Origin of the sequence: uncultured Brachyspira sp. (genome assembly GCF_910578695.1) — a bacterium.
In the GTDB taxonomy this organism is placed as follows: domain Bacteria; phylum Spirochaetota; class Brachyspiria; order Brachyspirales; family Brachyspiraceae; genus Brachyspira.
Window position 1 is genome coordinate 1 of the sequence record NZ_CAJTQJ010000024.1, and the last position, 22,636, is coordinate 22,636.

Genomic DNA, 22,636 nt, shown 5'->3' on the forward strand with positions numbered 1-22,636 from the left:
GGGATTAATTTTTATTTCTAATATTGACTTTTAATTTTTGATAACTTTTTATTTTAATATTTTATTGTATAATAAAAAGTAAGATATTGTATTTATAGCTGATTATACATAATGTAAGCATTAATAAATCATAGTAAAACAGTAATTGACTTTAAGTATTAATATTGTATGATATAAACATAATTTTTATATTATTAAAGGATATAATATGATTTTTGATTATAAGGGTATTACCAATAAAAATAAAGATTTGATATTTGTTGCAGGTCCTTGCGTTATAGAAAGCGAAGAAATGACAATGACTATAGCCAAAAAATTAAAAGAGATAAAGGACAAATTAAATATACAATTAGTTTTTAAAGGAAGTTTTGATAAGGCAAACAGAACATCTTTGTCATCTTTTAGAGGCTTGGGAATGAAAGAGGGACTTGAAATACTCCAGAATGTCGGAAAAGAATTTAATTTTCTTACTTTGACAGATATACATATTCCTGCAGATGCAGAAAAAGCGGCAAAGTATGTTGATTTTTTACAGATTCCTGCTTTTTTATGCAGACAAACTGATATGCTTAGAGCAGCATGCGAAACAGGAAAGGCTGTTAATGTGAAGAAAGGTCAATTTATAAGCGGTTATGACTGTAAATATATAGCTGATAAATGTGCTGATGCTATAAATGAAAATAGACTTTTTTTATGCGAAAGGGGTACTATGTTCGGGTATGGCAATTTAGTGGTGGATATGAAAAATTTGGAAATAATGAAAAATTATGCACCTGTTATGTATGACGCTACTCATTCTCTTCAAATGCCTTCTGCTAATAACGGACAATCAGGAGGAGCTAGAGAGTTTATACCTGCTGTATTGAAATCGGCTGCTGCTTTGGGAATAGATGCGGTATTTATGGAAGTGCATCCTAATCCTGATAAAAGTCCTTCAGATTCAGGCACTATATTTGATTTGAGTAAAGTTGAAGAATTATGGAGTCAGATTATAAAGATTAATGATTTGGTTAAGAATTTCTAATTAAAGTTTAAGGATAACATTTTTTATAAATTAAAAAATATATATTCTAAAAATAATGATTATCTGTTAAATTTATTTATCAGATACTTAAAGCAAATAATTTTAGGAATTAAAAAATATATTCTAAAAAATAATGATTATCTGTTAAATTTATTTATCAGATACTTAAAGCAAATAATTTTAGGAATTAAAAAATATATTCTAAAAAATAATGATTATCTGTTAAATTTATTTATCAGGAAGTTAAAAGCGAATAATTTTAGGAATTTAAAAAAATATCTCCTAAAATTATGAGCATCTGCTAAATTTATTTAGCAGAAAGTTAAAAGCAAATAATTTTAGGAATTTAAAAAAATATCTTCCTAAAATTATGAGCATCTGCTAAATTTATTTAGCAGATACTTAAAGCGAATAATTTTAGGGATTTAAAAATATGAACAATGTAGTTATTATACTTGCTTCAAGAATAGGTTCTACAAGACTTCCCCAAAAAGCATTAAAAAAAATGGCTGGCTGCGATAGTATGCTTGAACTTATTATTAAAAGATTAAGAAGCTCTAAAAGTGCTAATGATGTAGTAGTCGCCACTGAAAAAAAATCTTATGATGCATTCAAAAATATATTTGATGAATTAAAATGCAGTTATTTTATAGGAAGCGAAGAAGATGTACTTAATAGATATAGAAAGGCAGCTGAAGAGTTTAATGCTAATATAATTGTGCGTGCTACAGGAGATAATCCTTTGGTTAGCATAAAAGCACTCGATATGATTATAGATTATCATATAGAAAAAAATGCTGATTTAAGTCATTATGATTTACTTCCTTACGGCAGCGGAGTTGAAGTAATAAATTATGATGCATTAAAAATAGCTGATGATAATTCTAAAGACAGCTTTGAGCATGAGCATATTACACAGTATCATTATAGAAACAGTAGTAAATTTAAAATAGAAAATCCGAAAGTAAGGGAAGAATTTGCAATGCCCGAACTTAGAACTACGGTTGATACTATAGAAGATTATAATAATGTTTGTAAAATTTTTGAGAAATATAATAATGATATATATGTTGATATTGATACTATAATAAGCGATATAAGAAATGAAAGATAATAAAAACTGCTTTGTTTATATAATACTTTGCGAGGATAATAGTTATTATACAGGCATAACAAATAATCTTATAAATAGATTTAAAAAGCATTCAAATGGCAGTGGAGCTTATTATACAAAATTTCATAAGCCTTTAAAATATCTTTCGGCTTGGAAAGTAGAAAATCTTAATATTGCTTTGAGTATAGAATATTATATAAAAAGTGTAAATAAAAAAATAAAAACAATATTTATTCAAAATAATAGGCTTCTAAAAACTTATTATATAAAATATATAAAAGATAAAAATAAAAATCTTAATATAAGTATAAGAAGCATAAGCAAAAAGGATATAGATAAAATTAATACTATTATAAAAAATAAAAATTTTTAATCTATATATTAATAATAAATTTGAATAAAAGAAATTATTTTATTCTATTTTAAATTGAATTTAAACATTTCCTTCATTTTATTCCTGCATCCTCCGCATTGAGTTCCAGCCTTAGTATGCTTTACAATTTCTTTTAATGTATTTAAGCCTCTTTCACTTTTTAAATATTCAATTTCTTCTATTGAAAGCTTTTTGCATTTACATACAAAATCATCATTCATCAATTTTTATATCTCCTGTCTTGCTGTATTCTTCCAATAAATCCTTTATATCTCCCCTGCAGCTCCAACAAGTAATACCAGCTTTTGTTTCATGCATTACATCTTCAAGCGTTTTTAAATTTTTTGTCTTTATAGCATTTACAACTTCTTTATATTTTATCATTTTACAGAAACATAAAGTACTATTTGCCTTTTTTTCAAACATAATTTTCTCCAAAAATATTAATAATTAGAATGCATTTTAACAGAATGATAAATAAAATCAATTATAATATTTTATATTTTAAAAAATTTTCCGTATGCAAACCATAGCTGCAAAGTTATTATACCATATAATATTATGCATAATCCAAGTATAACACTTACATAAACAGCACCAAGTATAGGATTGAATGTTAGAATAATGCCTGCGATTAAAGTGAGTATTCCGCTTAGCATTGAAAATCCCCATTGATTATATCCTACTCTTTTAAGTTCAATAGATGAAGATATGGCTACAACACCTCTTACTATTACAAAAAATGCTGCAATATATGGTATGAATGCTCCGCTTATTTTCAGATTGGAAATAATAATAATACTGCATATTGATGATATTATTCCGTCTAATAGTATTAATGTAGAACCTGATTTATCTTTTAAGCTGAAGAAATAAAATATAGAACTTATACCAGAGAATATTGTTAAAAAACCTATTACATAAGCTATAATTAATAATGTTTCTATCGGATTAAATATAGTAACTATTCCTGATATTATTAATAATATTGAAAATATTAACCATAATATTCTTCCTAATTTTCCCATACATATACTCCTTTTATAAAAATAATTTAATAAATAATAATCAAAACTTAAAAAAAAACAATATGAAAATATATAATTATTTTAATAAAAAATATATAAAATCATTATTAATAATAATTGTTCCGATAATATTAATGATGAATAATGATGAAAGTTTGAATATAGTTCATACACCCGTTATGCTGAATGAAGTTTTAAGCTTTATTGCTAAAGACTCAAAAATAGCAGTAGATGCCACTTTAGGGGAGGGAGGGCATACAAAAGCTATGCTTGATTTGAATCTTGAAGTGCATAGTTTTGAAAGAGATTCTATTATACTTGAAATAGCAAAAAATAGATTAAAAAATTATGATAAGTTTTACTATTATAATAATACTTATGATAATATTATAAATGAGCTAGATGAGAGTTTAATAGGAAATATTGATTTTATTCTTTATGATTTGGGTGTTTCTTTATTTCATTTTAAGAAAGCTGAAAGGGGATTTTCTTTTAAAGATAATGCAAAACTTGATATGAGGATTGGAATTAATGAAAAAAGTGCTTATGATATTGTAAACGGATATACTAAAGAAGAGCTTGAAAGAATATTTAGAGATTACGGCGAGATAAATAATGCTAAAAAAATTGCAAATATTATAGTTAAAGAGAGAAATATAAGAAAGATAGAAACTTCAAGAGAATTAGAAAATATAATATTTCATAATACAGATAAATCTGCAAGATACGGAAAAAGACATCCTGCTACTTTAGTTTTTCAAGCCATAAGAATAGAGGTTAATGATGAGCTTAATATATTAGAAAAATCGATAAATAATATAGCTTCTATACTAAAGAAAAATGGTATTGCTGTTTTTATTAGTTATCATTCTTTAGAAGATAGAATAGTAAAGAAATTTTTTAAAGAAAATGAAAAAACAAAGAATAAAGACGGTATATTTAAATTATTAAATAATAAAGTTAAAGTTCCGACAAGTGAAGAAATAAAATTAAATCCTGCAAGCCGAAGTGCCAAAATGAGAGCAGTTCAAAAAATATAGATTTTGGAGATAATATGAATAATAAGGTTCAAAAAGAAGATAAAACATATTCTATAGGTTCTCTTTTTATAGTTATAATTTTATTTATAATAGCTGTAATTATTTTTACTTTTGCAAGAAATGTGAAAGCTAATGAAATACTTATAGAATTATCAAATTTGGATAATGAAATAGAACTTTTAGAAAAAGAAATAAAGATTTTAAGTGCTGAGGAAGCCGAATACTCATCTCCTAATAGATTTATAGAAACTGCTATAATAAACGGATTTACTTCTGTAAGCGGCGATAATAATGATATATTATATTTAAAAATAGAGAATGATTTAAATATAAATAATGAATGACTTATAAAGATAAAGTAAATTAATTATTTGTTTTGCTTGCAGATTTTTTCTTTTCTATTTGAGCTATCAATACTTTATCTAATTCTTTTGCACTGTTATATCCCATCTGCTTTAATCTGTAATTTTTGGCAGCTGTTTCTATTAATATGCATATATTTCTTCCTGCACGCACAGGTATTTTTTGATAAGGTACTTCTGTATTTAAAATATTATAAGTTTTATCAAATAATCCCATTCTGTCATATTGTTCATCATCTTTCCAATGTTCAAGCTCTATTATCAAGTCAAGCCTTTTTTTATCTCTAATAGCACTCATACCTGAAAGTCTGCTTATATCTACAACTCCGATTCCTCTCACTTCCATATTATGTTTTATATATTCATTTTTTCTTCCTATAATTCTTCCGTCTTTTAATTTTTTGAACTCTACTATATCATCAGATATAAGTCTATGTCCTTTTGATATAAGTTCTAAAGTAGCTTCGCTCTTACCCACACCGCTTTTACCTAAAATTAATACGCCTACTCCGAAAACTTCTACAAGTCCTCCATGTATAGTAAAAGACTCAAGAAATTCTTCTTCTATTAAAGATTCTATTCTTCTAATCATATCAGATGTTTTTAATTCGCTTAAAATTACGCAGATATTATTGTTTTTGGCAATTTCTAAAAAAGATTTAGGCGGAATTATATTACAAGTAAATATACATATAGGTATTTTATAACTCAGCATTTCTTCAAATACATCAGTATTATTTTCTTTGTCAATAGTGATAATATAATTAGCCTCGCCCTTTCCCAATATTTGTATTCTTTCATAAGCAAAATCTTGAAAGTATTTGAATAATGCCATACCGGGACGGTTTATTTCGTACCCTATTATTTCATTTTCCATTCCGATAAAACCTGTTAAACGTCTTATTTTTAGTATATTATTTTTTATTTCATTGAGTTCAAGAAATTTTTCTACTGTTATTTTAGGCATTATATTTTCATTTCCTCTTTAGCTATAAGTTCCATAATTTCATCAGGTTTTTCAACATTAATAATTTTTTCCAAGAAATGAGGATTATCTCTTAATATTTTGGCAATTGCAGTAAGTACTTTTAAATTCTCACTAGCAGAAGCTTTTGGGGCTAAAAGCATAAAAACAGCAAATACCTTTTTCTTATCTATGGATTTGTAATTTATGCCGTTTTTTATAGTTGCCACACTAAGAACAATATTTTCAACAGCATCGGTTTTAGCATGAGGTATTGCAATGCCGTTTCCAACTCCTGTACTCATTAATTGTTCTCTTGTCATAATAGCATGTTCTGCATCAGCCCTACTCAAAAGCAGTTTGCATTCATCTAATCTTTCAACCATTTTAGAGAGCAGCCTTTCTTTATCTGTTTCCTGAACATCTATCATTATAGAATCTTTGTTTATATAATCTATTAAACTCATTTTATTATCCTCCAAAATGGTTAATCATATTTAATTAAATATCAAACATTCTTATAAGAATAAAAGAATTGTCAGATTCTTTATACAGAGCTTCAGCCTGCTCTGTTATGCTGCTTATATAAACTACAAATTTTTTATCAGTATTTTCAGTAAGGTAATTTACAGCTTCGCTGACATTATAGTTTTTTATAATATAATTTTCACTCTTGCTTGCATCTATATTATTATCTGAAGTTATGCTTACCTCATCTATATTCCAATATTCTTCATTATTATATATTTCAAATACTTTATTATCATTTCCCTTGAATAAAAATACAGGGAATTTTCCTATTTTTATGCTGTATAAATCCTCTCCCTGCTTAATAGGAAGATAAGCCATATATGGTTTTTTATCGCTTTTAAAAAGCAAAACTGCATCTAATTCATCTAAGGGCTTTTCATATATTCCTATAGAATTAATAGAATAAGCATTATCTTCTTCTTCGGCTTGAATTGTTTTATCTACAACGGCTCTTTGACTTCTGTCAATATTTTTTTCTTTGGATTTTCTTATTTCTCTTTCTATCTTTTGAAACATAGTATCTATTGCAGCATAAAGATCCTTTTCTTTTTCTTTATCGTGAAATGCTTTTTTGCCGAAAGCTATAGTGCCTTGTACAGTATATTCTCCATGCTTATGTTCGCAAATGATACTTGCATCTATTATTCTGTCAGCATGTATTTTAATATTCTGCATCTTATTTGCTATATGTTCTCTTACATTTTTAGTGATTCTTACATTCTTTCCAATTATATTTTGATGCATAAAATCTCCTTTTATATTTTATCTGCTTCTTGATGAAAAAATATTCATACTTTTTCTGTATTTAGCAACTGTTCTTCTTGATATTTCTATGCCTTCGCTTTTAAGTATGAGTCTGATCTTTTCATCGCTCAATTTTGCAGGAGAATTTTCTATAATTCTTTTTATAATTTCTTTAACGCCCCTAGAACCAAGTCCGTTTCCAACAGCTGCTGAGAAAAAATATTTTATAGAAAATGTACCCCATACAGTATTAAGGTATTTGCCATTAGCTATTCTGCTTATAGTAGATTCGCTTAAATTAACCTCTAAAGACATATCTTTTAAAGTTAATGGCTTCATAAACTCTTTGCCGTACTCAAAGAAATTAAACTGAAATTTGAGTAAAGCTTCTCCTATTTTTAATAAAGTTTTTTTTCTTTCATTGGAAGCATTTATTAGGCTTTCTGCTTCTTTCTTTTTTTCTTTTAAAAAGTTTATGCTGTCTTTACTTTTTTCTATATTTAATAGTTTAATATATTTTTTATTAATTTTCAAGTGCGGTATAAATGTTTCATCTGTTTTTACTATCCATTGATTATTTTCTTTTAAAATAAAAAGTTCAGGAATAATATATTTAATAGATGATGCATCATATTCTCTTGCAGGATAAGGCTCTAATGTTTGTATCAGATTTAATGCTTTTAATATAGTATCTTCGTCTGTATTCAAATTTAAAGCTATTTTTTTATAATTTTTTTTTGATAATTCATCTAAATAATTTTCTACAATATGTATTGCACTATCATATATATTTTTATCTTTTTCCAAACTTTCTTTTTTTTTCATCTTTAATTGTATTGAAAGACATTCATTAATATTTTTTGCAGCAACTCCGTAAGGGTCAAAAGTTTTTATTACAGATATTATTTTTTCTATTTTTTCTGTACTATAATTTAATATATTGGATAATTCATAACTTTCTATAGTCAGATATCCGTCATTATTTATAAAACTGCATATCTGTTCTGCTAATTCTGCTTCTTTTTTATTATTAAAAGCAATATCTATTTGGCTTTTCAAATGCGAGAATAAACTTTCTTTTCCATTTTCTACAGTATTTTCTATTATAGAATTAATATCTCCCGACGATGATTTTAAATAATTTTTTTCATTAAAATCATATTCTAAAAAAGGATTTTCTTCCATAGTTTTTTCTATCTTTTCTTTAAGTTCTACAGCAGGAATTGATATAATATCAAGCCATACTTTTGTTTGATAGTTCAGCCTTAAATCATTTTTTATTGCTGTTTTTATTGAAGTGTTTGATGATAATGATATATTATTAGTCATAAAAACCAAGAGATAAGTAATGAAGCATTGTATTTATAAATCTTCTTTCTACACTAAAAGGAGAAATTACTTTAATAAATTTATTATGCTTTTCTAATTCATAGAATTTTATATAATCTATTATCATATCTTCATCATATATACTGCAGTTAATTTCGCATACTATTTTTAAAACATTATCAAGAAGATAATATGAAGCATATTCATTGTAGTATTCTATTTTTATGTCTAATTCTTTTGATAATTTATCCATATATTCCATAGATAGTTTCTGACCATTAAAAGATGTTATAATATTATCTTCTACATCATATTCCTGTAATTCATATCTTTTAATTTTTATTTGTTCTATAGGCTGATTTATTTCATAAAGCTCCAATTGATAATTCCAAACTTTACAGTAATCTTCATCTGAATCAATAGGATGATATAATGTTATATAATAGTTAGTTTTTTTAGGAAGCTCGTATAAATCCTCATCTATTGAGATTAATGATCCATCTTCCATATATCTGAAGCAGTCTATTAAATTATTATCTTCATCATAAACGCCCCAAATAAATCCAAGCGTAAAGTACTGCATAACAGGATTTTCTACAAATACCTCAAAGAAAGTTTCATAATCCCATTTTCTGCCATTAAACATAACTTTTGTCAATTTTTCTCTTTGATATGAGATAATAGCATTCAGTGAATTTCTTGTATAAATAAAATCTTTTTTGGCATCTGCTGCTTTTGCCTCATCATCTCCTTCTATTGTTTCAGGCAGTTCTTTTAATATAGTATGATTTTCATTATCTATTATTTCTAAATATGAATCGCTTAAAAGCTGAATAGTGAATTTTTGATTGCCGTAATCTATAACTTTATTTCTTTCTATATTAAAACCTAAATTAGGCAAAACTTTATCAAATAAATTATCTATAGGAATATTCAAGCATTCTGAAGCTTTTTCAAATGAAGCCATAGCGGCATTTTTTAATACTTTATTTTTAGAGATATATATAATATTATTAATTATCATTAGAGCAAATTTTTTACCATTCATTGCTATTGCAGGTATTATATAAGCTGCTAAAGATGACTTAAAATTATCATGCCAATATTCTATCTTTTCATATAAATTAGCTATTTGATTGTAATTGGCATAAATACAATAGGGTATAATAATATTTTTTTTACTTTCATCGCAATTATTATCAGTCCAATATTTATATATATTTTCAAATGCATCCCTTAAAGAATTCATATCAAATAAATCTATCATTTTATCTATATCTTTTATTCTATAAGGTTCTTCAAGAAGCATATATTCTAATAATATATATTTTATAATTTTCACAGGTATTTTTATTTTCTCATCATCTCTTAAAACAACTTCAGATATTAAGGCTTCATCTATAAAATCAATTAAATGTTCATAGCTGTCTTCATAGTAATCATCTATATAAATATTTATATCGTCTAAAGTTTTGAATTTAAATCCTTTTCTATTATAATTCCATTTTTTTATTATTTTTTTTAATTCAAACTGCACTTCTTCTCTATAGGCATGTATACTGCTTTCTATATATGCTCTGGAATTGTATTCATCTTTTTCTATTAAGTTTAAAGCACATTTGATTATCTCTTTATTTTTGAGATGAAGAACATAGCATAATATAGAATAATTTGTAAAAGCTGCCTTATCCTTTTTATATAAAAGCTCTAAAAAATCTATTAAAGCATAACTTTTATATGAAACTGCTTTTAAAAATACTTTATCATTAAATATATTAACTATATAATCAGAATGGTTTTTTACTAATTTTAAAATATATTTGGTATTAAATATATAAATAGGGTATGTATACAAATATGTTATAATCAAATCTTTCAAATCAAGGTCATACCCTTGTAAATAATCTAATATTTCTTTAAGCTTTATATTATAAAATTCTTTTCTATCTTTAATCATCAAAGGTATTGCCAAATTATACGGTAATGCTCTTAATAAAGCCCTAACAACTTTTCTTGCTTTTTCATTATAATCATATATAAGAACTATAATTTTTGTAGTAAATATTATTTCATTACTGAGACTTACTGATATATTATATTTATCTACTGCTTTATTTTCTAATAAATCAAATATATTATCAGATTTTATATTGTATATTTTTTCTAATTCTTTTTTAAGATTTTCTATAAAATAATCTATATTATTATCAAGAATCGATATATCAGCATTATCGTCTTTTGCATTTAAAAGAATGCAGTTTAATATTACTTTGATTTCTATAATATATGGTACTTCCACTTCTTTTAATATGCTGTAAAGTTTATAAAATGACTCTTTATCATTAATATATAAATTTTTTATGCCTTCAAATATTTTATTTGAACTTACAAGTAAATTAGTATCTAAGTATTTTATGAGAAATATAAAATATTTGGGTACATTAAAATCTTTTAAATCGTATGTAAATTCATTAAAACTTTTGTTTGAAAATTGGCTGCTGAAATTTTTTCTAGTTAAGAAAAATAATCTTATTAGATAAGCTAAATTTATAAGCAAATCTCTATTATCATTTAATATATTATTTTCTAATAAATCCGTAAATTTGCTGACTATATCAGCATCTATATTAATTACAAACAGAAGAGATAATACAGCATCTAAATAATTAACTTTTTTTGAATATTCCAATAATATTGATATTTTATCATAATCTTTATTATGTATTTTTATAGATAAAGCCATTAAAGCTATCAATATATTATCTTGATATTCATTAATTATTTCATCTATGTCAGAACTGCATATACTTTCTATATATTTTTCTGTTTCTTTAGGAAAATATTTTTCTGCATAGCTGTAATATATAAGTATGTGCATTTTAGCATTTATTATCTCATTTGATATAGGATTTACATTTTGTGAATTTCTTTTATATTCTCTGTCCCAGTCTTTTATTTTTTCTGCTGAAATACATTTAAGCATAGCTTCCTTTATACTCAATCCTGATATTATATTTATAATAAGTATTTCAAAAATATATATATTTTTTATGTCATGCATAGATATAACTTTAAACAGCTTTATCAGAGATTCATTTTCTTTATTATTTATATATAAATCCAATAAATTTGAATATACAGAATGATTGTTAGATATAGAATAATTTATTTCTTTAGGATTAAAATTTACAGTATCATTTTCATTATAGACATATTTTTTTATATCATCTTTGTACGGATGATTTGTAAAAATATCATCTATATAACTTTCTTTTATATTCATTACATCCGCCCTAACAATCTATATAGATAATAATATATCATATTTTCAAAAAAAATGAATAATAAAAAAGAATAAATTAATCAATTATGAATATAACTTTACAATTTTTTATAGCATTTTTTAAATTTCGGCTGCTCATAATTATACTTGCATCTTCATTTCCTATAACTAAATCGCTTGAAAGTCTTCCTCTGGTTCTCCAAGCTACTATATTATAAGGCTTGCTTCCTACTATATTTGTAATATTTTGATTAGTAAGAAAAGAATTTGTAGAATATGTAATATATCCGTTTGTAGAGGCAACAGCTTTATTTATATATGCTATATTGTATATTTCATTTCCGTCTTCATCATATACTGTAGGAAATAATGAAGGAATAAAGCCTATATTTCTCGCATCTATAACAAGACTGTCATAATCTGTACCTGTATCAAAGTATGTTACAATAGGATTAGGCTTATATATATTTATATTATTTATCAAATCTGATAGAAGATTATTTGTTGTGATATCTAATGCCATAAGAACTTTTACGCTTGTTCTTGTAGGATATGATATGCCTACTAATCTTGCATTATTTATAGAAGTAACAACCTTTTCTTTTAAAAATCTATTTTCTTCCATTATGCTGTATATGGTATCTTCATTATCTATAGGAATATTTCCCAATATATCATATAATGTTTTCATTGTTTCTTCTTCTGCCTGCTGCTGCAGTATTAATAATGCTTCATGATGCAGACGGGTATCTGTTAGAAAATCGGCTGTTGCATCTGCATATATTGTATAAGTAGTATAATCAACTCTTCCTTCTCCTGTATTTACTAATATATTATTATTGGTAGTGGAAGTATATTGAGCAAAAAGCAACATATTTATAGTAATAAATAGTAAAATAACTTTGATATTCATATAAACTCCAATATGCTGTAAATATTTTCGGTTTATAAAAAAAATACTTAAAGATATTTTTTTAACTCATCTTCTTTTTTCTAATTTCTGAAGATATGTTGAAACATTTATATAACCATTATACTTCATAACTTCATACGGTTTTAATCCTATTGAATTCACATCTGTATAATTTATATCATTATATATAAGATACCTTGCTATATCTATCTTGGTAGCATAGAACATAGCATTTTGCCCCCAATCATCTTTTTCATTTATATCCGCTTTCAAATCTTCTACTAAATACTTTATAAGCATAAGATGTTCATTTTCAACTGCATACATAAGAATAGTTTTTCCAAGTATATCTTTTTTGTTAATATCAGCTCCTCTTTTTATAAGGAGTTTTACTGAATATAAATCTCCGTATTCGCATGCATAATGAAGTGCTGTCTTGCCGTTATTATCAGAAATATTTATATCTGCATTATTATTAATAAGTAAATTCATTATATAAGGATAATTTGCAGATAATATTAAGGCATTTTCTCCATTATTATTTGTAATATTTATATCAGCATTTCTATCTATCAAGTAATCAGCTAAATCATAATATCCTATAGATACAGCCTGCATTAATAGAGTATTTCCATCTTCATTTATTATATTTATATCATTGCCGTTTTCTAAATACTTTTCAATATTTTCTATTATATCTGATAATTTACTATTATGATTAATATTATCAAATATAGTAGGTTTTTTTGGTATATTTGAATATTTTTCATAATCTGAAGCATCTATTATATTATCAAATGTATTAGGCATTAAGAATTTACATATTATCAATATCAAAACAAAATATTTTTTCAATAAAAAACTCCTATTTATGTTAAAATATAAACTTACTTAAAATATTTTCAAGCTGTTAATTTATATTTTATAATTATATTCAAGCTAAGCTCTATACTAATCATTTTTTATTTTTTCTAATTCGTTTAGCATAAACTCTAAATCGGATATAACTTTTTCCTCCTCCTTCTGATTCCTTAAAATATAAGCAGGGTGATATGTTGCTATTACAGGTACATCTCTTTCATTATTTTTATAGTAATGAACCTTGTTTCTAGCTCTGCCGAATGGAGTTTTTAAGTCAAATTCTATTAAATTACCAAATCCATGTCTTCCCAATGCACATATTATTTTAGGATTAAGTATTTGAAGCTGTGCGGTAAAATAATCTCTGCAGTTTTGTTTTTCTTCAGGTAAAGGGTCTCTATTTTCAGGAGGTCTGCATTTTAAGGCATTCATAATATAATATTTATTTATACTTAATTTTTCAATCCATTTATCAAGTAATTTACCGCCTCTGCCTACGAATGGAAGCCCTTGTTTGTCCTCATCTGCTCCCGGTGCTTCTCCTACAAATACAATATCAGGTTCTTCATCTCCTCTTCCAAATACTACATTTAACCTGCTGCTGCATAATGCCTCGCATTTCATACATTTTTCTACTTCATTATATATTTTTTTAAGCCCTTCATTTTTGATTTCTTTCATTGATTCTGCACTCCTATTATTAATATTTTTTTCTTCTTTTTTTATTACTTTTTTTGGATTTCTTAATATTATTTTTTTATTATGCTGACTGCAAACGGTATTAGAGAATTTTATTTTATTATGCTGTAAAAAATATTCTTCTATTTTGTTCATATTAGTAAATCCTAAATATTATTTTTATAACATTATTTATATTATACAATAAAATAGAATTTATTAAAAATTCTTTCTTTATTTTATTACATATAATATCATATCATATATTAATATTATACAGCATATTCCTATAAACTGACTATTATTAATTTAGAAGCATTAGTTTATTTGAAATTTTAGAATTGATTAATTTTTTTTAATATTTTTTATCTTTTGCAATATATAATATTTTTTCATAAAAATACTTAATTATTATTTTTTCTGCCTGAATTTTTAAATATTGACAATGCATAAAGAACTGCCGCTAATATTATTATAATTAAAGTAACAGCTCTATTAAAATTAATCTCTTCTTTATAAACAAAAATGGCAAGAAAAGTAGCAAATAAAGGCACCAAAAACTGCAGAAAACCCAAATCTGAAATTTGAAGATTTTTTGCAGCCTTAGCATACAAGTACAGAGGAATGCCTGTAGCTATTCCTGCAAACATTAGTGAAATCCAAGAGTAAATAGGCTGAGGAGACTGAGGAAAATATACTTTACTTAAAATTAACGATGGTAAGAGTATAGCAGATGTTTCTAAAAATAAACTCTCCCAGCCTGAATATATAGTCATCTTTTTGAATAAGCCGTATATTGAAAAAGTAAGCCCTATAAAAAATGCCATTATAGGCGGTTTTCCTACAGTTATAGTTTGGTAAATCATTCCTATAAACATTAAAACAATTGCCGCATACTCTAATGCTGTTTTTTTCTCTCTAAAAACTATAATGCCAATTAATATACTTAAAATAGGTGCTATATAATAAGCAAGCCCTGCCTCAAGTATATGCCCTGAATTGACAGTATAAATATATAAATACCAATTAACGCCTAAAAAAACTCCTGCCATGATTATCAATATAAAAGGTTTTAATCCCCTGTATAAATTTGATTTCTTATATATAATTATTATCAAAGTAAATATAAAAGTAGTTATAACTCTAATTCCCAAAACAAAAGCCGAATCAAAATTCTGAACAGATTTCCAATAAATAGGAAGAAGCCCCCATAATATATAAGCAGCAGAAGCTAGAAAAATAGATTTATTATTATTTGACATAAAAATATCCAATATAATTTTTTAAATTCTCAAATAAAGTTATTATACTAAACTTAATAAAAAAATATTTTTAATTATGATATATTATATTTATTTCCTCTAAGTTTATTAATAGTATCTTTTTTATCATCGCTGTCAATTACAGCACTTCCAGCTACAAGAAAATCAGCACCAGCCTCTAATACTTTACCGCAAGTTTTTAAATTAACTCCGCCGTCAACAGCAAGTATTATATCTCTGCTTCCTATTAATTCTTTAGCTTCTTTTATTTTTTTAACAGATGATTCTATAAATTTCTGTCCTCCGAATCCGGGATTAACACTCATTAAAAGTAAATAATCAATATCATCAATAATAGGCTCTATAACATCAACTCTAGTATGAGGATTAAGTACAATGCCTGCTTTGATATTATGAGCTTTTATCTGATAAATAAGTCTATGAATATGAATATTTCCTTCAAAATGTATGCTTATAATACTGCAGCCTGCTTCAGCAAAATCATCAATATGTTTTTCTGGATTTACTATCATTAAATGTGCATCAAGAGGAATACTGCTTATTTTTTTTATATCCGAAACTACTTTAGCACCAAATGTAATTTGAGGAACAAATACTCCATCCATTATATCCAAATGTAAATAATCGCTTCCTGCTTCTTCAAGCTCTTTTATACTTTTTTCCAAATTTGAAAATGATGCTGTAAGTATTGAAGGAGCTATCATAATTTTATTCATAAAATTTTCCTTTTATTGTTGTTATGCCCGCCTAAGAAGTCCGCCTTTGGTGAACTTGCCAGACACTCACAATTTTTATAATATCAGTTATTAGCTATTTTAAAGCTAGTTTATTGATAGCAATAAAATAAAAAACTTGTGGGTTGCCTGAGATTCATAGAATGTCAGGCAATAATTAACAAACAAGTTTTTTATTAGTAAATAAATAAAATTATTATATATTAGTTTTTTTATTTATTGTTATACTAGCCATTTCTATTTTTTCTAATGCTTTTTTAGCCGCATCAGTTTCTGCTTCTTTCTTACTTTTACCAATTCCGTCTGCAAAACTTTTATCATTTACATAAACTTCAGCCTTAAACATATCATTATATTCATAAGATTTATAAATAGGACTTGTTTTATGTTTTTTTTGTATAAGCTCCTGAAATATAGTTTTGTAATCTTTGTCAAAATTATATATATCTAAATTCTTTAATTTTTTATTACAAGCTTTCATAACAAATTGATAAGCACTATCTATACCCGAATCTAAATATATAGCTCCTACTATAGCTTCAAATAAATCTTCAAGCATATTATCTCTATAGCGTCCTCCTGAAGCCTCCTCTCCATGCCCTAAAAGCAGAAAATCTCCAAGTTTAAGCTCCCTTGAAATATCTGCTAAACTTTTCTGAGATACCAAAGAAGATTTTACTTTTGATAATAATCCCTCTTTGCTTGTATCGTATTTTTTAAATATATAATCTGAAATAATAAGAGAGAGAACCGAATCGCCTAAAAATTCCAATCTCTGATTATATTTCATTTTCTTTTTGGATTCATTAGCATAAGTTCTATGAGTTAAAGCCTCTAAAAGATAATCTCTATTTCTAAACTCATATTTTATAGCTGTATGACAATTATTTAAAATTTCTTCTACACCATTATTCATAACAATATTCTGCCTAAAAATATAATAAAAAATAAATATTAATTTTTAAATAGATTGTATTTTTATCAAATATGATATAGAATGTTTAAAAAGACATAAAAAAGAATAAATAAAATTGCTTGACTTATGCACATTATATATTATAATTTATAGTACAATTTAAAGGAGTTAACATGAATAGTGCTATATCAAATCAAATACTTGTTTTTAATATAAATAATGAATTGTATGGAATAGATATTCTTAAAGTTCAGGAAATATTAAATTTTATGCAGCCTTCTCCTATTCCTAATTGTCCTGATTATTTGAAAGGCATTATTAATTTGAGAGGTACTATAATTCTTGTTATAGATTTAAGAGCAAGATTTCATTTTGATGAGCCTATGAATCCTGAAAACTGTGTAATTGTAGTTGTAGCAATAGGCGATAAAAAATATGGTTTAGTTGTTGACTCTGTATCTGATGTTCTTACTATTAATAATGAAAATATTCAAGAAGATATAGATATGCATGCTGGTATTGACAGCAGATATATAATGGGCTTAGTAAAATCTAATGAACAGATGATAATTTTAGTAGATATAGATAAAGTATTTGTTCAAGATGAGCTTGATGATTTAACTAATGCTGTTAATAACTCTATAGTAAAGTAATAAGATAATATTATGTCTTCTCATAGAATACTTAGAGTAAATGAAAATATTAAGCAGACTCTCTCTCTCATTATAATGAGGGAAATAGAAGACCCTAGAATAAAAAATAATCTTGTTACCATTACCAAAGTAGATACTGCTAAAGATTTAAAGAATGCAAAAGTATATTTTGTATGCCTGCATGAAGATAAACAAGATGAAGTTCTTAGCGGGCTTAATAGTGCTAAGGGTGTGATATTTTCTTATCTTAGAAAACAGCTTACTATTAGATATGTGCCTAATTTAACATTTTATTATGATAAAAACTTAATAGAAACCAATAAGGTTTTAACAAGTATAAAAAAATTAGATATACCTGAAGATAATTAAAATTTTATAAATTAAATATTAAGGGCTTGTTAATGGCTATTTATAATGATATTGATATAACAGTATCAAAAGAAAAAATATTAGAAAGATTATCAAAAGCAAATCATATCACTATTACAGGGCATAGAAATCCTGATTGCGATTGTATATGTTCAGGGCTTGCTTTATCTCTAATTATTAAAAATGTATTTAACAAGGATGCAGATGTAGTTAATACAGATAAAATGCAAAGAGATTTACAAAATGTACTTTTAATTGATAAAGTAATTTTTGAAGTAAATGAAGATACGCTGCCTAAAAAAGATGTTTTAGTTGTTCTTGATTCTGGAGATATAGATAGAATAGGCTGGATTTCAGATACATTAAATGAATATAATGATGTTATATTTATAGATCATCATAAAGTGAGAAATATTAATGGTGTTACTATGTTTTATGATGATACTAGTGCAGGGGCTACCTGCGAAATAATATTTGATATATTTCAAGAGTATATAGAAAAATTTGATTCTAATATAGCTACATTGCTTTACTGCGGTATTTGTACTGATACAGGAAGTTTTATATTCAGTAATACAACGAATAGAACTTTGCTTTACGGTTCAAAACTTATGGGTATAGGAATAATACAGGAAAATTTGGGAAATGTAGTTAGAAAGAGATATACTAAAAATGATGTTTCTGCTTTAATAGAAATATATAAAAGAATGGTAATAGATGATAATAAAAAAATAGGCTATTTATGTTTGGAAGAAACTATTTTAGGCATTAATATGAAAGAGCTTGCTGTTAGTGCTTCTGATACTCTTATACAGATGGATGATGTTTTAATTGGATTTATTATTCATGAGGGAGATGAGAATTTTAGAGTTAGTATAAGAAGCAGATGCTCCAAAAATATTAGGGAAGTTGCTGAGAGTTTCGGAGGCGGAGGGCATCCTAAAGCATCAGGTTTTTCTGTGTCAAAAAATGATTATTCTAAAGAAGAATTAATTTCACAAATAAATGATAAATTAACTTCTTTATTAGCTTCATAATTTATGATAAAAGATGATATTATAATATATACAGACGGCGGATGCAGAGGTAATCCGGGACTTGGGGCTTGGGCTGCAATACTTATAAGCGAAAGGCATAATCTTCGTCTTGAAATAGGCGAAAGTGAAAATAATACCACAAATAATAAAATGGAAATGAAAGCTGCTGTTAAGGCACTTGAAAGATTAAAGCATTCGCATAATATTAAATTATACAGCGACAGTGCTTATTTGGTTAACGGTATGACTAAATGGATATATTCTTGGCAGAAAAATAATTGGATAAAAAGCGATAAAAAGCCTGTTGAAAATAAAGAATATTGGCTGAGGCTGATAGAACTTTCTAAAAAACATAATATCGATTTTATAAAGGTAAAAGGTCATTCCAGCAATAAAGAAAATAACCGTGCTGATGAAATAGTTAATATTTTAATGGATAAGCATATTAAAAACGGAGAAGTTTCATCTTTTAATAAAAAGACTGAATACTGCTGATATTTAGTTTTATTAATTCTAAATTTAAAAAAATAATAAATGTTTTATATTAACAATATAGCAATAAAAAAATTATAATTAAAAATTGAATATAAAATAATAATAAAATAGGTTGGAGTATGAATTAAAGTTTTAAAATTTATTTACATACTACATACTACATACTACATACTACATACACCGCCCTTTATTTTTCAAGGCTTAATTTTAAAATTTTAGCTTTAATAATATTGACTGCAAAATTTCAATACCCCCAAGTTTTTATTAGGCTTAAAATTTATTTAACAGACGATTAATTAAAAAATAATTTTAGTTCGCTTTATTAAAATATTAACATAATTAAATTAACATAATAATACTTTACAATTTTTATTCTTTTTGTATAATATTTTGAAAGGATTATATTATGTTTACTTATTTTGTTATTAAAAGAATTCTTAAAGGCATAATTATGTTTATGATACTTATGCTTATGTCATCTGCTATATTTAATACAGTTAGTGAAAAAACCTTAAAGGCACAGATTGAAGAAAATATCAATGCAGAAGTAAGAGGCTTAAGCAATATGCGTACAGAAGATATTGAAAATTTTATAAAAGAGAGAAGAGATTATTATTATGATGTATATTGGCTTAATAGAAGTGCAGGAGAGAGAATATTTATACGTGCTGTTAATACAATAACTTTTCAGTTTGGAAAATCATCTATTATGATGGATTCAAACGGCAATAGGGAAGTTATAAAAATAATAGGCGAGGCACTTCCGCGTTCTATGATACTTTTTACAACCGCATCAATTATACAAATTATAATAGGATTAATAATAGGACTTATAAAGGCTAAAAAAGCAGGCGGATTATTCGACAAAACTACAAGTATTATAACTATGATTGTATACGGAATGCCTGCTTGGTGGCTTTCTATGATTCTTATAATGATATTTGTTTATAAGTTTAATATATTTCCTTCTGGGGGAGTTCATTCAATACCCATACCTTCTGGAATAATGTATTATTTAGATATTTTATGGCATATGGCTCTGCCTCTTCTGACATTAACATTAATAGGTTTTTGGGGGCTTTCATTTGTTGTAAGAAATATAGTATTATCTGCATTGCAGGAAGATTATATAATGGCTGCACGTGCAAGAGGAATATCAGAAAAATCTGTACTATTAGGGCATACATTAAGAAGCTCAGCCCCTCCTATAGTTACAATAACTTTATTAGGACTTTTGGGTTCTATTGCAGGCTCTATCATATTTGAAGGTATATTTTCATGGCCAGGGCTCGGCAATCTTTATTGGATATCGGTTCAGCAGAATGATATACCTGTACTTATGGGAAATTTGGCTATAACTACTGCACTTTATCAATTTGGCTTGGCAGTTCTTGATATATCTTACGGATTTTTAGACCCTAGAATAAAAGCAGGAGGCAGGCTCTAATGCAAAATAATAATATTAATAAAAAACTTGCTCCATTAATAGAATTTTTTAATGAGTTTAAAAAAGATAAAACAGGCGTCATAGGCTTATGCATACTAATTTTAGCTATTTTTGTATCATTGCTTGAGCCTTTTCTTTTAACTTATAAAGAAGCTCCTAAAAGATGGAGGGATATAACATATTGGCAGGATAATCCAGCATCAGCATCGCCTAAATGGATTAACTTTTTTAAGAAAGAGAAATCTGCTGTTACAACGGAGTTTAAACCTATAAGCATTGAAACTAATTATATAGATAATCAAGTACATTATAAAGCTTTATTTGAATATGATTATAAATTCGATAAATCTCCTTCAGACTTAATTTTTCATGCTGATGTTAATAGTTCTGCAGCTTTAGTATGGAATGTTATAAGACCTGATAAAGAAATTATTACTCTTTCTGATAGTTTACATAATATAAAAGGAGATTTAAGAATATCTGCATTCAATGATTCAAAAAATAGAATATTCAGATTCTACAGAGAATCAGTACCAAGAATACTTGCAAGGCAAATCGATACTCTTACAACAAATCCTATGAAAATACTTTTTAATATAAAAAAAGATGATATGGCTAAAAACTTTAAAGCATTGAAAGGAGTTTACAGATTTGAAGTAATAGGAAAATTTTCAGATGAAGATTCAATTTTTGAAAATCCTTATATGGTTTTGGTAGGCTCTATGTCAGGCATAATGGGTACTGATAATATGAAACGCGATATATTTTCAGGTCTTATTTCAGGGCTTAAATGGGCATTATTTATAGGCATAGCAACTAGCTTTATATCGGTTATAATAGGTGTAATGTATGGAATAGTATCTGCATATTTCGGAGGATTTATTGATAATATAATGCAGTTTCTTTATCAAATATTCATAGGCATACCTGTACTTCCCGTTATGATAGTTATGAGTGCAGTATTCAAGCCTAGTATATGGACTATGATTACAATGATGATATTTTTTTCTTGGACTGGTTCAGTTATGACGGTTCGTTCTATGGCTATGCAGCTTAAAGAAGAAACTTATATTGAGGCGGCAAGAACAATAGGAGCAGGGCATTTTAGAATAATATTCAATCATTTAGCACCTTTGCTTCTGCCTTTTTCATTTGCATCTATGGCTTTGGCTGTACCTTCTGCTATAGTTTATGAATCTTCTTTATCATTGTTAGGACTTGGAGATGCTTCAATAGTTACTTGGGGACAGATTCTCCATGATGCTATGAAAGGCTCAGCCGTACTTTCGGGACTTTGGTGGTGGATAATACCTCCCGGAATTTTAATTGCCGTTTTGGGTATGTCATTTGCATTTTTGGGATTTGCTTTAGATAAAATACTTCATCCTAAACTTAAAAACAGATAATTATATAATATACAAAATATAGGAATATATTTTTTATATACTCCTATATTTT

25 protein-coding genes are annotated in these 22,636 nt (G+C 26.1%); 11 read left to right on the top strand and 14 right to left on the bottom strand.

Going from position 1 to position 22,636, the window contains the following annotated elements; genetic code table 11:
- Positions 1 to 208 precede the first annotated feature (208 nt).
- The 3 genes from kdsA (at position 209) to QZ288_RS07570 (ending at position 2,511) form a co-directional block, all read left to right on the top strand.
- A complete protein-coding gene (gene kdsA / locus QZ288_RS07560; protein ID WP_295157186.1) occupies positions 209 to 1,024 on the top strand; it encodes a 3-deoxy-8-phosphooctulonate synthase in 816 nt (271 codons plus the stop codon).
- A gap of 433 nt (positions 1,025 to 1,457) precedes the next feature.
- Positions 1,458 to 2,138 carry a spore coat protein gene (locus QZ288_RS07565; RefSeq protein ID WP_295157189.1) on the top strand — a complete coding sequence of 227 codons (681 nt, stop codon included), beginning with the start codon at positions 1,458 to 1,460 and terminating at the stop codon, positions 2,136 to 2,138.
- The gene (locus QZ288_RS07570) at positions 2,128 to 2,511 is read left to right on the top strand and encodes a GIY-YIG nuclease family protein (protein WP_295157191.1); all 384 of its coding nucleotides are present in this window, start codon (positions 2,128 to 2,130) and stop codon (positions 2,509 to 2,511) included. The genes QZ288_RS07565 and QZ288_RS07570 overlap by 11 nt, the downstream gene beginning before the upstream one ends.
- 44 nt (positions 2,512 to 2,555) lie before the next feature.
- Here QZ288_RS07570 and QZ288_RS07575 read toward each other — a convergent pair whose 3' ends face one another.
- From QZ288_RS07575 to QZ288_RS07585, 3 genes are all read right to left on the bottom strand, one after another.
- Positions 2,556 to 2,735, bottom strand: a complete 180-nt coding sequence (locus QZ288_RS07575; RefSeq protein ID WP_295157194.1) for a (2Fe-2S)-binding protein — start codon at positions 2,733 to 2,735, stop codon at positions 2,556 to 2,558.
- Entirely contained in the window at positions 2,725 to 2,937 is a 213-nt protein-coding gene (locus tag QZ288_RS07580; RefSeq protein ID WP_295157197.1) for a (2Fe-2S)-binding protein, read from the bottom strand. The genes QZ288_RS07575 and QZ288_RS07580 overlap by 11 nt, the downstream gene beginning before the upstream one ends.
- Before the next feature lie 71 nt (positions 2,938 to 3,008).
- The gene (locus QZ288_RS07585) at positions 3,009 to 3,539 is read right to left on the bottom strand and encodes a DUF308 domain-containing protein (protein WP_295157200.1); all 531 of its coding nucleotides are present in this window, start codon (positions 3,537 to 3,539) and stop codon (positions 3,009 to 3,011) included.
- Between the two features lie 137 nt (positions 3,540 to 3,676).
- On the opposite strand from QZ288_RS07585, the gene rsmH reads away from it, so the two are divergent.
- Together rsmH and QZ288_RS07595 are read left to right on the top strand one after the other, a co-directional pair.
- Positions 3,677 to 4,579 carry a 16S rRNA (cytosine(1402)-N(4))-methyltransferase RsmH gene (gene rsmH / locus QZ288_RS07590; RefSeq protein WP_295157297.1) on the top strand — a complete coding sequence of 301 codons (903 nt, stop codon included), beginning with the start codon at positions 3,677 to 3,679 and terminating at the stop codon, positions 4,577 to 4,579.
- 14 nt (positions 4,580 to 4,593) lie between these two features.
- Positions 4,594 to 4,923, top strand: a complete 330-nt coding sequence (locus tag QZ288_RS07595; protein WP_295157203.1) for a septation ring formation regulator EzrA — start codon at positions 4,594 to 4,596, stop codon at positions 4,921 to 4,923.
- Between the two features lie 19 nt (positions 4,924 to 4,942).
- Here QZ288_RS07595 and hprK read toward each other — a convergent pair whose 3' ends face one another.
- The 11 genes from hprK to rnc all read right to left on the bottom strand — a co-directional run bounded on the left by hprK (position 4,943) and on the right by rnc (position 17,177).
- Positions 4,943 to 5,908: an HPr(Ser) kinase/phosphatase gene (gene hprK / locus QZ288_RS07600; RefSeq protein ID WP_295157206.1), complete on the bottom strand. Its 966-nt coding sequence runs from the start codon at positions 5,906 to 5,908 to the stop codon at positions 4,943 to 4,945.
- On the bottom strand, positions 5,908 to 6,372 hold the full coding sequence (locus QZ288_RS07605; RefSeq protein WP_295157210.1) for a PTS sugar transporter subunit IIA: 465 nt from the start codon (positions 6,370 to 6,372) through the stop codon (positions 5,908 to 5,910). The genes hprK and QZ288_RS07605 overlap by 1 nt, the downstream gene beginning before the upstream one ends.
- 34 nt (positions 6,373 to 6,406) lie before the next feature.
- Positions 6,407 to 7,180 carry a ribosome-associated translation inhibitor RaiA gene (gene raiA / locus QZ288_RS07610; RefSeq protein WP_295157212.1) on the bottom strand — a complete coding sequence of 258 codons (774 nt, stop codon included), beginning with the start codon at positions 7,178 to 7,180 and terminating at the stop codon, positions 6,407 to 6,409.
- Between the two features lie 18 nt (positions 7,181 to 7,198).
- Positions 7,199 to 8,509 (bottom strand): RNA polymerase factor sigma-54, encoded by a 1,311-nt coding sequence (gene rpoN / locus QZ288_RS07615; RefSeq protein ID WP_295157215.1) that lies wholly within the window; start codon positions 8,507 to 8,509, stop codon positions 7,199 to 7,201.
- On the bottom strand, positions 8,502 to 11,792 hold the full coding sequence (locus tag QZ288_RS07620) for a DUF4132 domain-containing protein (RefSeq protein WP_295157217.1): 3,291 nt from the start codon (positions 11,790 to 11,792) through the stop codon (positions 8,502 to 8,504). The genes rpoN and QZ288_RS07620 overlap by 8 nt, the downstream gene beginning before the upstream one ends.
- Before the next feature lie 76 nt (positions 11,793 to 11,868).
- On the bottom strand, positions 11,869 to 12,705 hold the full coding sequence (locus tag QZ288_RS07625; protein WP_295157220.1) for a hypothetical protein: 837 nt from the start codon (positions 12,703 to 12,705) through the stop codon (positions 11,869 to 11,871).
- Between the two features lie 66 nt (positions 12,706 to 12,771).
- Positions 12,772 to 13,515 (bottom strand): ankyrin repeat domain-containing protein, encoded by a 744-nt coding sequence (locus QZ288_RS07630; RefSeq protein ID WP_295157299.1) that lies wholly within the window; start codon positions 13,513 to 13,515, stop codon positions 12,772 to 12,774.
- 141 nt (positions 13,516 to 13,656) lie between these two features.
- Positions 13,657 to 14,400 (bottom strand): uracil-DNA glycosylase, encoded by a 744-nt coding sequence (locus QZ288_RS07635; protein WP_295157223.1) that lies wholly within the window; start codon positions 14,398 to 14,400, stop codon positions 13,657 to 13,659.
- A gap of 248 nt (positions 14,401 to 14,648) precedes the next feature.
- Positions 14,649 to 15,506 (bottom strand): EamA family transporter RarD, encoded by an 858-nt coding sequence (gene rarD, locus QZ288_RS07640; protein WP_295157226.1) that lies wholly within the window; start codon positions 15,504 to 15,506, stop codon positions 14,649 to 14,651.
- A gap of 74 nt (positions 15,507 to 15,580) precedes the next feature.
- Positions 15,581 to 16,243: a ribulose-phosphate 3-epimerase gene (rpe, locus tag QZ288_RS07645; protein ID WP_295157228.1), complete on the bottom strand. Its 663-nt coding sequence runs from the start codon at positions 16,241 to 16,243 to the stop codon at positions 15,581 to 15,583.
- Positions 16,244 to 16,457: 214 nt separating this feature from the next.
- Positions 16,458 to 17,177: a ribonuclease III gene (rnc, locus tag QZ288_RS07650; RefSeq protein ID WP_295157231.1), complete on the bottom strand. Its 720-nt coding sequence runs from the start codon at positions 17,175 to 17,177 to the stop codon at positions 16,458 to 16,460.
- A gap of 173 nt (positions 17,178 to 17,350) precedes the next feature.
- Here rnc and QZ288_RS07655 point away from each other — a divergent pair, with 173 nt between their 5' ends.
- The 6 genes from QZ288_RS07655 (at position 17,351) to QZ288_RS07680 (ending at position 22,584) form a co-directional block, all read left to right on the top strand.
- Positions 17,351 to 17,830, top strand: coding sequence for a chemotaxis protein CheW (locus QZ288_RS07655; RefSeq protein ID WP_295157234.1), 480 nt, complete (start codon positions 17,351 to 17,353; stop codon positions 17,828 to 17,830).
- 12 nt (positions 17,831 to 17,842) lie between these two features.
- The gene (rbfA, locus tag QZ288_RS07660; protein ID WP_295157237.1) at positions 17,843 to 18,199 is read left to right on the top strand and encodes a 30S ribosome-binding factor RbfA; all 357 of its coding nucleotides are present in this window, start codon (positions 17,843 to 17,845) and stop codon (positions 18,197 to 18,199) included.
- A gap of 32 nt (positions 18,200 to 18,231) precedes the next feature.
- On the top strand, positions 18,232 to 19,236 hold the full coding sequence (locus tag QZ288_RS07665) for a bifunctional oligoribonuclease/PAP phosphatase NrnA (RefSeq protein ID WP_295157240.1): 1,005 nt from the start codon (positions 18,232 to 18,234) through the stop codon (positions 19,234 to 19,236).
- 3 nt (positions 19,237 to 19,239) lie between these two features.
- Positions 19,240 to 19,731 (top strand): ribonuclease HI, encoded by a 492-nt coding sequence (rnhA, locus tag QZ288_RS07670; RefSeq protein ID WP_295157242.1) that lies wholly within the window; start codon positions 19,240 to 19,242, stop codon positions 19,729 to 19,731.
- A gap of 406 nt (positions 19,732 to 20,137) precedes the next feature.
- Positions 20,138 to 21,178: an ABC transporter permease gene (locus QZ288_RS07675; RefSeq protein ID WP_295157245.1), complete on the top strand. Its 1,041-nt coding sequence runs from the start codon at positions 20,138 to 20,140 to the stop codon at positions 21,176 to 21,178.
- The gene (locus QZ288_RS07680; protein WP_295157248.1) at positions 21,178 to 22,584 is read left to right on the top strand and encodes an ABC transporter permease; all 1,407 of its coding nucleotides are present in this window, start codon (positions 21,178 to 21,180) and stop codon (positions 22,582 to 22,584) included. Before QZ288_RS07675 ends, QZ288_RS07680 begins: the two co-directional genes overlap by 1 nt.
- Positions 22,585 to 22,636: the final 52 nt, after the last annotated feature.

What these genes read in the sequence shown, in the direction of transcription:
- kdsA (WP_295157186.1), top strand. Translation starts at nt 209, where the DNA reads ATGATTTTTGATTATAAGGGTATTACCAATAAAAATAAAGATTTGATA.
- QZ288_RS07565 (WP_295157189.1), top strand. Translation starts at nt 1,458, where the DNA reads ATGAACAATGTAGTTATTATACTTGCTTCAAGAATAGGTTCTACAAGA.
- QZ288_RS07570 (WP_295157191.1), top strand. Translation starts at nt 2,128, where the DNA reads ATGAAAGATAATAAAAACTGCTTTGTTTATATAATACTTTGCGAGGAT.
- QZ288_RS07580 (WP_295157197.1), bottom strand. Translation starts at nt 2,937, where the DNA reads ATGTTTGAAAAAAAGGCAAATAGTACTTTATGTTTCTGTAAAATGATA.
- QZ288_RS07585 (WP_295157200.1), bottom strand. Translation starts at nt 3,539, where the DNA reads ATGGGAAAATTAGGAAGAATATTATGGTTAATATTTTCAATATTATTA.
- rsmH (WP_295157297.1), top strand. Translation starts at nt 3,677, where the DNA reads ATGAATAATGATGAAAGTTTGAATATAGTTCATACACCCGTTATGCTG.
- QZ288_RS07595 (WP_295157203.1), top strand. Translation starts at nt 4,594, where the DNA reads ATGAATAATAAGGTTCAAAAAGAAGATAAAACATATTCTATAGGTTCT.
- hprK (WP_295157206.1), bottom strand. Translation starts at nt 5,908, where the DNA reads ATGCCTAAAATAACAGTAGAAAAATTTCTTGAACTCAATGAAATAAAA.
- QZ288_RS07605 (WP_295157210.1), bottom strand. Translation starts at nt 6,372, where the DNA reads ATGAGTTTAATAGATTATATAAACAAAGATTCTATAATGATAGATGTT.
- raiA (WP_295157212.1), bottom strand. Translation starts at nt 7,180, where the DNA reads ATGCATCAAAATATAATTGGAAAGAATGTAAGAATCACTAAAAATGTA.
- rpoN (WP_295157215.1), bottom strand. Translation starts at nt 8,509, where the DNA reads ATGACTAATAATATATCATTATCATCAAACACTTCAATAAAAACAGCA.
- QZ288_RS07620 (WP_295157217.1), bottom strand. Translation starts at nt 11,792, where the DNA reads ATGAATATAAAAGAAAGTTATATAGATGATATTTTTACAAATCATCCG.
- QZ288_RS07625 (WP_295157220.1), bottom strand. Translation starts at nt 12,705, where the DNA reads ATGAATATCAAAGTTATTTTACTATTTATTACTATAAATATGTTGCTT.
- QZ288_RS07630 (WP_295157299.1), bottom strand. Translation starts at nt 13,515, where the DNA reads ATGCCTAATACATTTGATAATATAATAGATGCTTCAGATTATGAAAAA.
- QZ288_RS07635 (WP_295157223.1), bottom strand. Translation starts at nt 14,400, where the DNA reads ATGAACAAAATAGAAGAATATTTTTTACAGCATAATAAAATAAAATTC.
- rarD (WP_295157226.1), bottom strand. Translation starts at nt 15,506, where the DNA reads ATGTCAAATAATAATAAATCTATTTTTCTAGCTTCTGCTGCTTATATA.
- rpe (WP_295157228.1), bottom strand. Translation starts at nt 16,243, where the DNA reads ATGAATAAAATTATGATAGCTCCTTCAATACTTACAGCATCATTTTCA.
- rnc (WP_295157231.1), bottom strand. Translation starts at nt 17,177, where the DNA reads ATGAATAATGGTGTAGAAGAAATTTTAAATAATTGTCATACAGCTATA.
- QZ288_RS07655 (WP_295157234.1), top strand. Translation starts at nt 17,351, where the DNA reads ATGAATAGTGCTATATCAAATCAAATACTTGTTTTTAATATAAATAAT.
- rbfA (WP_295157237.1), top strand. Translation starts at nt 17,843, where the DNA reads ATGTCTTCTCATAGAATACTTAGAGTAAATGAAAATATTAAGCAGACT.
- QZ288_RS07665 (WP_295157240.1), top strand. Translation starts at nt 18,232, where the DNA reads ATGGCTATTTATAATGATATTGATATAACAGTATCAAAAGAAAAAATA.
- rnhA (WP_295157242.1), top strand. Translation starts at nt 19,240, where the DNA reads ATGATAAAAGATGATATTATAATATATACAGACGGCGGATGCAGAGGT.
- QZ288_RS07675 (WP_295157245.1), top strand. Translation starts at nt 20,138, where the DNA reads ATGTTTACTTATTTTGTTATTAAAAGAATTCTTAAAGGCATAATTATG.
- QZ288_RS07680 (WP_295157248.1), top strand. Translation starts at nt 21,178, where the DNA reads ATGCAAAATAATAATATTAATAAAAAACTTGCTCCATTAATAGAATTT.